12 protein-coding genes are annotated in these 12,446 nt (G+C 60.4%); 6 read left to right on the forward strand and 6 right to left on the reverse strand.

From position 1 onward, the window contains the following. The 3 genes from DT23_RS14600 to DT23_RS14610 form a co-directional block, all read right to left on the reverse strand. A partial coding sequence (locus DT23_RS14600; RefSeq protein ID WP_038132396.1) for a response regulator occupies window positions 1-342 on the reverse strand: 342 nt, incomplete at its 3' end. A gap of 311 nt (window positions 343-653) precedes the next feature. Continuing rightward, a complete protein-coding gene (locus DT23_RS14605; protein WP_038132397.1) occupies window positions 654-1,727 on the reverse strand; it encodes a site-2 protease family protein in 1,074 nt (357 codons plus the stop codon). 124 nt (window positions 1,728-1,851) lie between these two features. Continuing rightward, window positions 1,852-2,004: a hypothetical protein gene (locus DT23_RS14610; protein WP_156023972.1), complete on the reverse strand. Its 153-nt coding sequence runs from the start codon at window positions 2,002-2,004 to the stop codon at window positions 1,852-1,854. A 39-nt stretch (window positions 2,005-2,043) separates the two neighbouring features. On the opposite strand from DT23_RS14610, the gene DT23_RS19595 reads away from it, so the two are divergent. Next, window positions 2,044-2,217 carry a hypothetical protein gene (locus tag DT23_RS19595; protein ID WP_156023973.1) on the forward strand — a complete coding sequence of 58 codons (174 nt, stop codon included), beginning with the start codon at window positions 2,044-2,046 and terminating at the stop codon, window positions 2,215-2,217. 178 nt (window positions 2,218-2,395) lie between these two features. On the opposite strand, the gene DT23_RS14615 is transcribed toward DT23_RS19595, so the two are convergent. Beyond that, window positions 2,396-3,232 carry an EamA family transporter gene (locus tag DT23_RS14615; protein ID WP_038132400.1) on the reverse strand — a complete coding sequence of 279 codons (837 nt, stop codon included), beginning with the start codon at window positions 3,230-3,232 and terminating at the stop codon, window positions 2,396-2,398. 483 nt (window positions 3,233-3,715) lie between these two features. Here DT23_RS14615 and DT23_RS14620 point away from each other — a divergent pair, with 483 nt between their 5' ends. Further along, window positions 3,716-4,087 (forward strand): DsrE family protein, encoded by a 372-nt coding sequence (locus DT23_RS14620; RefSeq protein WP_038132401.1) that lies wholly within the window; start codon window positions 3,716-3,718, stop codon window positions 4,085-4,087. A gap of 11 nt (window positions 4,088-4,098) precedes the next feature. On the opposite strand, the gene DT23_RS14625 is transcribed toward DT23_RS14620, so the two are convergent. After that, window positions 4,099-5,571 (reverse strand): UdgX family uracil-DNA binding protein, encoded by a 1,473-nt coding sequence (locus DT23_RS14625; RefSeq protein ID WP_051697328.1) that lies wholly within the window; start codon window positions 5,569-5,571, stop codon window positions 4,099-4,101. After that, window positions 5,571-6,806, reverse strand: coding sequence for a putative DNA modification/repair radical SAM protein (locus tag DT23_RS14630; protein WP_038132402.1), 1,236 nt, complete (start codon window positions 6,804-6,806; stop codon window positions 5,571-5,573). Before DT23_RS14630 ends, DT23_RS14625 begins: the two co-directional genes overlap by 1 nt. A 318-nt stretch (window positions 6,807-7,124) precedes the next feature. Here DT23_RS14630 and DT23_RS14635 point away from each other — a divergent pair, with 318 nt between their 5' ends. From DT23_RS14635 to DT23_RS14650, 4 genes are all read left to right on the forward strand, one after another. Beyond that, window positions 7,125-8,540, forward strand: a complete 1,416-nt coding sequence (locus DT23_RS14635; RefSeq protein WP_038132404.1) for a cytochrome ubiquinol oxidase subunit I — start codon at window positions 7,125-7,127, stop codon at window positions 8,538-8,540. Continuing rightward, window positions 8,537-9,550, forward strand: coding sequence for a cytochrome d ubiquinol oxidase subunit II (gene cydB / locus DT23_RS14640; protein ID WP_205618249.1), 1,014 nt, complete (start codon window positions 8,537-8,539; stop codon window positions 9,548-9,550). The genes DT23_RS14635 and cydB overlap by 4 nt, the downstream gene beginning before the upstream one ends. Before the next feature lie 124 nt (window positions 9,551-9,674). After that, window positions 9,675-11,954, forward strand: coding sequence for an FdhF/YdeP family oxidoreductase (locus DT23_RS14645; protein ID WP_038132405.1), 2,280 nt, complete (start codon window positions 9,675-9,677; stop codon window positions 11,952-11,954). Between the two features lie 279 nt (window positions 11,955-12,233). Continuing rightward, the coding region (locus tag DT23_RS14650) for a poly-beta-hydroxybutyrate polymerase N-terminal domain-containing protein (protein ID WP_038132406.1) at window positions 12,234-12,446 on the forward strand (213 nt) is incomplete at its 3' end.

Genomic DNA, 12,446 nt, shown 5'->3' on the forward strand with positions numbered 1-12,446 from the left:
GGGTTTCGAAAGATGGATGCATCTCGAGGCCTCGCTGGAGGCATCTCGAGCATGAGCCGTATCCGCGCTGAGGCGGATGACCGGGGTATTGGCATTGAGTGAGCCGCTGGCCTTCAGATGCCGAACGACCCGATCGCCGGGAATATAGGGCATGTTCTGGTCAAAGATCATCAGGTCGAATTGGTTTGTGGTTGCCGACTCCAATGCGGCGCGCCCGTCTTCGACCACCGTCAACTCAAGTGTGGGCAGAGCCGACAGATAGGCAAGAATAACCATTCTGTTGGTCTCATCATCTTCGGCAAGAAGAACACGGGCGGTCTTAACGTTTTGGTTCTCAAACATAGGGCCTCTCGCGGGATAATTGATCACAGGAAAATATGTTCACCGGATTATTTTATAGTTAACAAAAGCCCGAAACGGGTCGTTTTAGGGGCGAATTGTGTCGACTGTGGCGTAAATGGCAACAGCATTGCGGTGTTTTCAATCGCAAGTAGATGCCGATTGACGCTGTGTACTTTATTGTTCAGCGATAACGAATCCTGCCCCGCCCCCCTGCAATTGGTAATTCGTGGGCCGGTAGCGCCCGGAGGCGGCACGCCGCTGCGCTATCCGCCTGCGTTTCTGGCCATTTTGTGCCCGTGCCCATGATACTGTCAGCGCCGCGCAAGGATCATCCATTCTCCGATATTCTCGCGATTGATGAATCCGATGAAACGTCCGCTGCGATCCAATACCGCGACGATCGGAGCGGGCCCTGCGGCCAAAGCGTCCAGCACCACGTCCATCCCGGTGTCCAGCCTCACGCCGGGAACCTCCGCGATCATAAGTTTTGAGACAGGCTCGTCGCGATGTTCGGCATGCGGGCGGGCCAAGACGCTGGCGCGCGTCAGCACCCCGAGCAATCGCCCGTCAGGGGCCAGCACGGGAAATTCGGATTGCGAGCTGTGCAGGATCATCTGCGCCGCCGTCTCAAGCGTCGCATCCGGCGAAAGCGTCTGGAATGTGGTAATGACCGCATCGCGCGCCTTCGCGCTGTGAGCGAGCCCGCGCGTGACCGCGTCCGAGCTTTCCGCCCCGGCGGCAAAGAAAATGAACACCGCGATCAGCACTAAAACGGGGTTGCCGCCGGTTAATCCCCAGAATGCGAACAGAAAGGCGATGATCTGACCGGTGCGTGCCGCCAGCTCGGTGGCCTTGATCCGATCCATGAAGAGCGAAAGCGTGGCGCGAAACACCCGGCCGCCATCCATCGGGAAGGCCGGAATCAGGTTGAAGGCGACCAGCAGGAAATTGACCAGCGCAAGTCGCCCCCAGAAATCCTGCGAGGCATTCTCCAGCGTTTGCAGATCGCCAAACCGCGTGACCGCGCCCAGCACTCCCGTCAGCACGAGCCAGATCACGACATTCACCGCCGGACCCGCAAGCGCAATCAGGATTTCTTGACGCGGATTTTCCGGGATCCGCTCTAGCCGCGCCAACCCGCCAATCGGCAAAAGCGTGATATCGGGCGTCTTAACCCCGAAACGCGCCGCCATCGTGGCATGGCCAAACTCATGTAGTACCACGCAGGCGAACACCGCGAGAATGAACAGCACGCTCACCATCGCCCCCTGCGCGCCTTGCGTGCTATAGGCACCAAGCGCGATCCAGATCAGCAGCAGGAAGAAGGTGATATGCACCTTGAGTTCGGTGCCCCGGATTTTCCCGATCGAATAGGACCAACGCATGTCATTCTCCGAGCCAAGGGCTGGGGCGTGCAGCAATCGCGTCCGCTTGCCCCGTGATTTCATGTATCAACAGTCTGGGCATAGGGACACGATAGGGCAAGATGTTTGGCGATCCGCCTGTCGATTAGCTCCCCAAGACGCAGCGGTTGAAGCCCCGCGCGATGCATGCCGCGTGGAGTATGTCGAACGCCATCGCCTTCCGCCGCTCGCGCTGTGTCTCGAGCAGTTTGCTTGCATTCATCTTGGACGGCGCGTTTTCCGGGATCATGCCGATCACACGCGTCGCCCCCAAACGACGCGCAGAAAGCATCATTTCATGGATTGGCTGCATTTGAACTCGAACCCGCAGTTTCGCCGCGACATTGTCGCCGACGAAAACGCGCGAACTTTCCCAAATATCCGATGCGATTTGGGCTTTGTCGAAGAAATGCGCCTAAATTTTGGCATCGTCAGAGAAACGCCCGGTATGGAAATCACTTTTGCTGCATGAACCTATCGCGATCAGCCCATTGCGGCCGTTCGCGTGACTATCGCAACGCTGCGGCCTGTCGAAAAAGACATTCGCTGCCGTGCTGCAATCGTGGAGCCGGTGAATTTATAGTCTGCGGGACGGACTGGACTTTCCAAACACGACAGACCTGCGGCGGGTCAGCTCAAGATGCCGCCGGTTATAGTCGCGTCAGAATGACGCCTGACACGATCAGAACGGTGGCGATTATTTTACCCCTGTCCATCCGTTCTCCGAACAACAACCAGCCAAGGAGAACCGCGAACAGAATCGAGGTTTCGCGCAGGGCTGCGACAAGGGCCAAGGGCGCAACTGTCATGGCCCAGACCACGATCGCATAAGCGCCAAAACTGGCCGCCCCCGCGACAAGCCCGAGAATCCAGTCCTTGCGGCCAGCCCGGATGACCGTGTTGCCCCGCAGGGCGATGGCCGCGGGCATGTAAAAGCACGCCGACAGGATCATCAACCAGCCCACGTATTGCACAGGATCGCCCGACACACGCGCGCCAAGACCATCCGTCAGCGTATAGCCGGCGGTGGCGAGCGCGGACCCGAACGCGAAAGGCAGCAAACGGCGCGATTCCCTGTTTGTGAGGGCTCCCCACGCCATGAACGCGATACCAAGGCCAAGCACCATCACGCCGATATATTCTATCGTTTCCATAGGATCGGACAGGAAAAGGATGCTGACGAGCGCCACCATCATCGGCGCAGACCCCCGCGCGATCGGATAGACCCGGCTGAGGTCTCCCTGCTCGTAGGCATAGGCAAGCAGAAGCTGATAGGCCATCTGGATCAAGCCCGACGCAAAGAGCCAAGGCCAGACCTGGGGCTCGGGAAACGGTTTGCCAAGCGCCACCACGATGCCGATCAGGGTCTGTGCGATGGACAGCACGAACATCGTGCTCTGTTTCGACAGGCCCTTTTTGACAATGGCGTTCCAGCCCGCATGCAGCAAGGCCGCGCCGATCACAGCTAAGAATACCCCGAACGTCATGCCAGCGCCTGAAAGAAGTTTCGATGTGCCGACCTGACACGTTTGTGATGTTCAGGAAAAGCGTCTTTTTAAGGTCGGCTCGAAAACGTCGCAGTGAATGACGAATGGCCTTATAGCGTAGCGCCAGATTGGCAGGGAAATCTGCCGCTCAGGGTCCGAAACCCAACCTCGGATGAGGCGCAATATTTCTTGAAACAACGCCGTGTTAACATCGGATAGTCGTTGGTCGCAGTGGGGCTTTAGCGTCGCTACAGCTGCATTTCGCAGCCGTTTCTGTAGGCCGATATTGCGCCGCGTTCTACCCCCGAGCAACGCCGAGTATGCGGATGCCATGGGTTTTCAGGATGTTGCGGATCTGACCGTCAGGTTTTTGCGGGATCGGATCAGGCCTTTGCGGGCTGCGTCACTTTGGCTGTTCACGCGCACTCGCATTGCGCGCAGTGTGGGCTACGTCCAGATCATGCGACCGCAAAGGAGAACGCTATGCAGACTGCCGATTTCGTCACCACCGTCTTTGACGGAAAATCCAACCCCGCCAAGGTCACAGTGGCCTTCACGATGGCGCTCAACGCGGTTAAGGCCGGCCATAGCGCGCTGGTGCTTTTGATGGTCGAGGCGGTCGAACTGGGCGTGCCCGGCGCGACCGAAGGCATGGATATCGGCAAGCCGTTCGAGCCGGTGGACGATCTGCTTAAGGCCTATCTGGCAGGCGGCGGTCGGATCGGGATTTGCGGGGCCTGCATGATCCATAACGGCTTTACCGCCGAGCAGATGGCCCCCGAATACGAGATGGTGACCGCGCCCGACGTGGTGACGCTGCTGATGGCCTCGAAAGGGTCGCTGCAAATCACCTGAGACCGGCAGATCTATGAGGGCGGCGCGGCGATGTTTGCGCCGCCGCTAGATGCGGTCGAGCCGGAGGCCGTGATCGCGACGGCCTGCGCGAGATCCGCTTGAAACTGTGCTTTTGCGCGCTCCTGCGCGGCGGCATCCGTGAGCCGCAGCAGATATGAGGGATGCAGCGTGATGAGCACGGGCACACCCGATCTGCTTTCTTCGATCTGGCCGCGCCGGGACAGAATGGCCGCGCCGTTGCCCGTCAGGCTTTGCGCCGCAGTTGCGCCCATCGCGACGACCAGCTTGGGTTTGACCTGCGCGATCTCGGCATCCAGCCACCAGCGACAATGCTCGATCTCGGAACCATTGGGGCGCTGATGCAGGCGCTGCTTGCCCCTCGGGGCGAATTTGAAATGCTTGACTGCGTTGGTGAGATAGGCCGCCTCACGCTGCAACCCGGCGCGCGCGGCGATGGTGTCAAACATCTGTCCCGCCGGGCCGATAAAGGGCCTGCCGCCCAGATCCTCCATATCGCCGGGTTGCTCGCCCACGATCATCAGCGCAGCGTCGCGCGGGCCTTCGCCGGGCACCGCCTGCGTCGCATTGCGGTGCAGCGGGCAGCGGGTGCAGGCGGCAATGGCGGCGGGCAGGGCCTCGGTCGGGCCGTTCCACGCGGATTGGCACCCGGCAAGCTGCGCCTGAACCTGCGCCATGCGCGCGGGCGGCAATGTCGGCGCGGCGGCGGCCATCGCGCGGGCGCGGGCAGGGGCCTGCGCAATCAGATCGGGAATTGCGGCCGCCTCGGGCATGTTCTTCCAGTATTTCTTGGGCATCTCCGATTGCATCGCGCGCACCATCAACCGCGCGGGATTAAAGATGTTGCGGAAATAGGTGATCCAAAGCTGCTCGCCCGCATCATCGGGAAGATCGGGTTTCGCATGGCCCTCGTGAAAGGACAGCGCGCCATTTTCAAAGATCGCCGAGACGTCGGGCGTCAGGATGCGCCAATCCATATCGCCAAAGCGGCGCACGAAGAAATCCGCCGTGGGCTCGACCGTGTGATGGGTGGGTTCAAACCACGCGGCAAAGCTGCGCCGGGGGGCATCGGGCGCGCCGATCTCGCGAAAGCGCACGAATGCGGTCATCTTGTGCTGGCAGCGCCGAACGCCTTTTTCCATCTGGCGCAGGCGGGCAAGGTCGGGATCGGCGCGGTCGCTCATCAGATGCGGGGCGTCCTTCACCCGCCAGAGAAACGCGTAAAGGCGCGCGAAACGTTGCGGGTCGCTGTGCCACGCGACGCTTTCGGCCAGCGCGAGGAAACTGCGCGGCACCGTGACCGCGCCGCGCGCAGAGGGCGGAGCTTCGGTTGCGAACAGGTCGGGCGCGGCACTGTGATCGCCCCACAAGATGTCCTCGGGCGCGATATTGGCGGCAAGAAACCCGCGCGCCGCTGCACGCCAAGCCTTGGCCGCGCCGATGGCGGGAATAGTGGCGCGCTGCATCAGAACAGATCCAACTGTACGGGCGGGGGCGCAAAGCGGGCGCGCAGATTGGCGCTGTCGGTCAGGTTGCCGGGGCTCCAGCCGCCTGCCTCAATGAAGGGCTGCGCCTTTTTCATCAGCGCGCCCATGCGCAGCAAATCCTCATAGCGCAAGCTGCGATGGCGGCGCGTGGCCAGAATACGCTCGACGGTTTTCACACCAAAGCCCGGCACGCGCAGCAGCATCTCGCGGCTGGCACGGTTCACATCCAGCGGAAACACCGCGCGATGCACCAGCGCCCAAGCCAGTTTCGGATCGACCTCAAGATCAAGATTGCCGTCCTGCGTGACCGAGGTGATCTCATCAAGCTGGAAATCATAAAACCGCAGCAGCCAGTCGGCCTGATAAAGCCGGTGTTCACGCTGCAAGGGCGGCCGGATCAGCGGCAGTTTTGAGGAACTGTCGGGGATGGGCGAGAAGGCGGAATAATAGACCCGCTTGAGTTTGTAGCTGGAATAAAGACGCGTCGATTGCCCCAGCACCGTCGCATCATTAGAGCCATCCGCGCCAATGATCATCTGCGTCGATTGCCCCGCAGGCGCAAACCGTGGCGGGCGTTTGCCCGTGAACGAGCGATCCTTACCCGCATCCTTGCGCAGGCGCACATCGGCCATCGCCTTGCGGATCTGGTCGGGCTTTTTCTCGGGGGCGTATTGGCGCACGGCGTCATCGGTTGGCAGTTCGACATTGATTGACAGCCGGTCGGCCAGCAGCCCGGCCTCGGCGATCAGTTCAGGCGCGGCATCGGGGATGGTTTTGAGGTGGATATAGCCGCGAAAATTCTCTTCGTGGCGCAGCTTGCGTGCGATTTGCACCATGTCGGACATCGTGGCATCGGGCGAGCGAATGACACCGGAGGACAAAAACAGCCCCTCGATGTAATTGCGCCGATAGAACTCGATCGTCAGCTTCACGACCTCATCAACGCTAAAGCGCGCACGCGCCACGTTGGAGGACACGCGATTGATGCAATAGCTGCAATCATAGATGCAGAAATTGGTCATCAGGATTTTCAGCAGGCTGATGCAGCGGCCATCGGGCGCGTAGGCGTGACAGATGCCGCTGCCTGTGTTCGAGCCCAGCCCCTTGCCATCGCGGGAATCGCGTTTGGTTGAACCTGAGGACGCACAAGACGCATCGTATTTCGCCGCATCACTGAGAATCGCCAGCTTTTGATCGAGTGTTTGCTTTGCCATATGTTCTATATATGTTCTCATGTGCGAAATGTCATTAAAATGATTTGAATGTGGCTTTCGGCGTGTAGATTGGGGGGCATGACCGCCGCTGCCGGGGCTGGCTTGGCGATGCAAGCCTGCGAACCTGTTGAAACGCCGGTTTTTTCCAGCCGCGCCCCTATCCGTGCATGGATCAAAGGGCTTAGGCGCATTTTCGCGCGGGGCTTTTAGAGACATGCGACAGCCTGCCGCGCTACGAATGGTGAACCGATCCCGGGCGCGCCCCGTAGATCCATAAACGCTCACGCGTCTTTCCACCAGAAACGAAAGCGGTTCGTCATGACACTCTCAGACATATCGACCCTTGATCTGGCACGCGCACAGTTCGCCTTTGTGGTGTCGGCCCATATCATTTTCCCAGCCTTTTCCATCGGCACGGCCAGCTTTCTTGCCGTGCTAGAGACGTTGCGCCTGATCACCGGGCGCGACGTCTATCTGCGTCTGTTTGAATTCTGGAAACACATCTTTGCCGTGGTCTTTGGCATGGGTGTCGTCTCGGGCGTGGTGATGTCGTATCAGTTCGGTCTGAACTGGGCGGCATTCTCGGATAAGGCGGGGCCGGTGATCGGGCCGCTGATGGGCTATGAGGTGATGACCGCGTTTTTCCTTGAGGCGGGCTTTCTTGGCATCTTGCTGTTCGGACGCGACCGGGTAGCGCCCGCGATCTACTATTTCGCGGTGCTGATGGTTGCCGTGGGCACGCTGATCTCGGCCTTCTGGATCCTGTCGGTCAATAGCTGGATGCAGACGCCTGTGGGCTATGCGATCAACGACGCGGGCCAGTTCATCCCCGAAAACTGGTGGGCGATCCTGTTCAACCCCTCGCTGCCCTATCGCTTTGTCCATATGGTGCTGGCGGCCTATCTGACCACGGCGCTTGTGGTGGCGGGGGTGGGTGCGTGGCACCATCTGCGCGGCTCGGCCGATGATGCGGTGCGGGTGATGTTTCGCATGGCCGTGGGCATGGTGCTGGTCACCGCGCCGTTGCAAATCTTTGCGGGAGACGAGCACGGGTTGAACACGCTGGAACACCAGCCCGCCAAGATCGCCGCGATGGAAGGCCATTGGGAAACCCGCGCCGGTGCGCCGCTGATCCTGTTCGGCATTCCTGACGAGAAAAACGAGACGACCAATTACAAGATCGAGATCCCCTATGCCTCGTCGCTGATCCTGACCCACTCGCTGGATGGCGAAGTGCCGGGCTTGGGTGATTTCCCTCCGGATGAGCGCCCGCCGATGTCGGTTGTGTTCTGGACGTTTCGCATCATGGTGGGGTTGGGCTTTGCCTTTGCCGCAATCGGGCTTTGGGGTGGCTGGCTGATGTTGCGCAAGCGCCTGCACGCGCCGGGCTGGTATCACCGCGCGGCCCTGCTGCTGTCGCCCGGGGGCTTTGCCGCGATCATCATGGGCTGGATGACGACCGAGTTCGGCCGACAACCCTTTACGGTCTATGGCCAGTTCACGACGGCAGAGTCGGTCTCTAACCTTGATCACACAACCGCTTGGGTGACGCTGATCGCCTTTGTGGTGGTCTACGCGTTCCTGTTCGGCTCGGGCACGTTCTACTTGCTGCGGCTGATGCGGCGCGGACCAGAGGCGGCAGAGCCTGTCGAGAACACGCCCCAGCGCGCGGGCGGTCTGGCGGCGGTCATGCTGGATGATGTCACCACCGAGAAAGAGGAGGCCCACCCATGAGCGGCCTGGAAACCTACTTGCCCGAAATCTGGGCTGCGATCATCGCCTTTGCCGTGCTGATCTATGTCGTGCTGGACGGGTTTGATTTGGGGGTGGGGATCTTGTTTCCCTTCCTTGGAAACGACGACAACCGCACCCGCGCGATGAACTCTATTGCGCCGGTTTGGGATGGCAACGAAACCTGGCTTGTGATGGGCGGCGGAGGCCTGCTGGCGGTGTTTCCGCTGGCCTATGGTGTGATCTTGAACGCGCTGTATGTGCCGCTGGTCGTGATGCTGCTGGCACTGGCGTTTCGCGGTGTGGCGTTTGAATTTCGCGGTAAAACCCGGCGCTGGAAGCCGCTTTGGGATAAGGCATTTTTCGGCGGCTCGCTGATCGCTACGCTGGCGCAAGGCGCGGTGCTGGGCGGGCTGTTGCAAGGCCCCGCCGTCACCGGGCGCAGCTTTAGCGGCGGGCCGATGGATTGGCTGACCTGGTTCAGCGCGGGTACGGCGCTGGCGCTGGTGGCGGGCTATGTGATGCTTGGCGCGGCGTGGATCGTGCTGAAGACCTCGGATGATCTGTATGACCGGGCGCGCCGGATCGGAGAGCGCGCGCTGATCGCGACGCTGGGCTTTATCGGGCTGGCCTCGTTGGCGACGCCGTTTCTCAATCCCGACTATTTCCAGCGTTGGTTTGCATGGCCGGGCATCTTGCTAAGCGCGCTGGTCCCGATCCTGCTGTTGGGCGCGGGTCTGAGCTATTGGCGCGCGATCCGCAGGGATCGCGGGTTGATCGCCTACCTGTCGGGGATCTCGATCTTTGTCCTTAGCTTTGCGGGTCTCGGGCTGTCGATCTTTCCCTATATCGTGCCGATGTCGATCACCATCCGCGAGGCGTCCACGCCAGCCTCGTCGCAACTGTTCATTCTTGTCGGTGCGGTGATCTTTTTGCCGATCATTTTGGCCTACACCGCCTATGCGTATTGGGTGTTTCGCGGCAAGACATCCGAGCATGAGCATCACTACTAGGTGAAAAACGGAACCAACCGGACGCGCCTGTGTTTACATCGCATGTCCCTTAGACCCCGATAAGCGCCCCGACCGTCACTCCTCCCCGCGGTCGGGGCGCTTTTTACCCATTCAGGAGGCCCCTATGACCAAGATTGATGATCTGCCCGAAGACACTGGCCCCTCAGGCGGCTGGGGCTCCCTCAAGGGGATCAGCCGGATATTCGGGGAGAGCTGGCCTTCGCCCGATGTGATGCGCACGCTCAAGCGGCAGAACAAGCCGGGCGGCTTTATGTGCGCGTCCTGCGCCTTTCCCAAGCCGGCCAATTATCATCCGTTCGAATTTTGCGAGAACGGGGCGAAAGCGACATTGTGGGAAATGACGAGCGCGCGAAGCACGCCGGAATTTTGGGAGGATCACAATGTTGCCGATCTGCGCGACTGGAGCGATCACGCGTTGGAAAAGACCGGGCGGTTGACTGCGCCCTTGCGCTACGACCCTGAAACCGATCGCTACAGCGAGGTCAGCTGGGACGCGGCATTTGCAGAGATCGGCGCGATCCTCAAGACGTTGCCCAAGCAAGAGGTGGTGTTTTATTCCTCGGGCCATGCGGGGCTGGAGGCAAGCTATCTTTGGGCGCTGATGGCGCGCGTTTATGGCAATAACAACCTGCCGCAAAGCTCGAATATGTGCCATGAAACGACGTCCGTGGGGCTGAAAAAGGTCATCGGGTCTTCGGTTGGCACCGTGTTGTGGGAAGATCTTGACGCGACCGATTGCTACTTTTTCTTCGGCCAGAATCCCGGCACCAATTCGCCTCGCTTCCTGCGCCCGCTGAAAGAGGCCAAGGATCGCGGCGCCAAGATCGTCACCTTCAACCCCGTGCGCGAACAGGGTCTGGTCAGTTTCGTCGATCCGCAAAACTTGCAAGACATGGTGACGGGCCATGAGACCAAAATCTCGGATCAGTATCATCAGCTTAAGGCAGGGTCGGATATCGCGGCGCTGACTGGGCTGTGCAAGGCGGTGATCGAGGCCGATGACAAAGCGCAAGATCAAGGTCGCGCACCGATAATCGACTGGGATTTCCTGCGCGAGCATGGCCATGACCACGAAGCCTTCATCGCCTTTTGCCGCGCAACAGAATGGCCCACGATCTGCGAGGAATGCGGGTTAAGCGATGCCGAACTGCGCCAAGCCGCCGAGATTTACATCAAGGCAAAGCGCGTGATTGGCGTTTACGGTATGGGGCTGACCCAGCACGCCCATGGTGCCACGAATATCGGAATGTTGGTCAATTTCCTTGCGCTACGCGGCAATATCGGGCGTTTGGGCGCGGGCTGTTGCCCGGTGCGCGGTCACTCGAATGTGCAAGGCCAGCGCACGGTCGGGATTGCCGAGAAAACCGCGCTGATCCCGATGGATAAGCTGCGCGATCTGTTCGATTTCGACCCACCAACCGAGGACGGGATGCACATTGTCACCGCCGCGCAGGCGATGATGGAGGGCAAGGTTTCGGCCACGCTCTGCCTTGGTGGCAATCTGGTGCGCGCGCTGCCCGATACCGCGCGTGTTGAAACTGCGTGGCCGGGACAGAAGCTGACGGTGATGATTTCGACCAAGCTCAACCGCTCGCATCTGTATCCGGGGCAGGCGGCGTTTATCCTGCCCTGCCTCAGCCGCTCGGAGGTCGATGAGCAAGAGACGGGCAATCAATATGTGAGCGTCGAGGATAGTTTCTCGATGATCCACGGCTCGCTTGGAAAACACCCGCCGGCCTCGGATCTGCTGAAATCGGAACTTGCGATCACCTGTGGCATTGCGCAGGCGGCCACACCGCCAAATCCCAAGTTGAAATGGGGTGAATGGGTCAAGGATTACGCCGTTGTGCGCAATCTGATCGAGGCGACTTACCCGGATGATTTCCGTGATTTCAACGCCCGTATGAACGAGCCGGGCGGCTTTTGGCGCGGCAATCCGGCGCATGAACGCGTCTGGAACACCGAAAGCGGCAAGCTGGAATTCACCACGCCCGACAAGCTGAACGCGCTGGGCTTTGATCCTGCGCCGGGGCGGTTCGTGATGATTACGATGCGCTCGAACGATCAGTTCAACACCACGGTTTATGGCTATTCCGACCGCTTCCGCGGCATTGAGGGCACCCGCGACGTGCTGTTGATGAATAAGATCGACATGGCCGATCTTGGGCTTGAACATAGTGATCCGGTGGTGGTGCGCGGCGATATGGGCGACGGGGTGGAGCGCCGTCTTGAGGGGCTGAAAGTCGTGACGTTCGATTTGCCGCGTGGCACGGTGGGGGGCTATTACCCCGAATGCAACGTGCTGGTGCCCGTCGGGCTGCACGATCAGCTGTCAAAAACGCCGGGTTCCAAAGGGGTGCCGGTGCGCATCGAGAAAGCCTAAGCGCGCATTTCCATGCCAAATGCCCCCCTAAGATTCGCATGCCCGATATGCAGGCTGTCTTCAAACGAGGTCTTGAATAGATGGCCGCGCTGACACAAAGTTGCGTGAACCCTGCGGGGGCCAGCACGGTCGCAAATGGGCGTGACAAGCTAAGCACCTCACGGAGTTCGCCAGTGACTTGCAACGGCTTGATACCGACGCAAAGCGCAAGCCGATGCGAAAAATGCCACTGAGTCCGGGGCGGGCAAGCGCGCCGTAACCAAGGTGAGTACCTGAGTGATGACGAAGACAACGCCTCGCGCCAATCCGTTTGATCTGATGCTGCATGCCAGTGAGGGGCGGCTGACGGGTGGGTTGTCGCCGGCCTCGGCCGCGCTTGCCTATCTTGATTGGGCGCTGCATCTGGCCAATGCGCCGGGCAAGCGCTCTGAAATCCTGCGCGCGGCGCTTGCGCGGCAGATGGCGCTGGCGGGGTATCTCTCGGCGCTGGCG

Source organism: Thioclava indica, from assembly GCF_000714545.1.
GTDB lineage: Bacteria > Pseudomonadota > Alphaproteobacteria > Rhodobacterales > Rhodobacteraceae > Thioclava > Thioclava indica.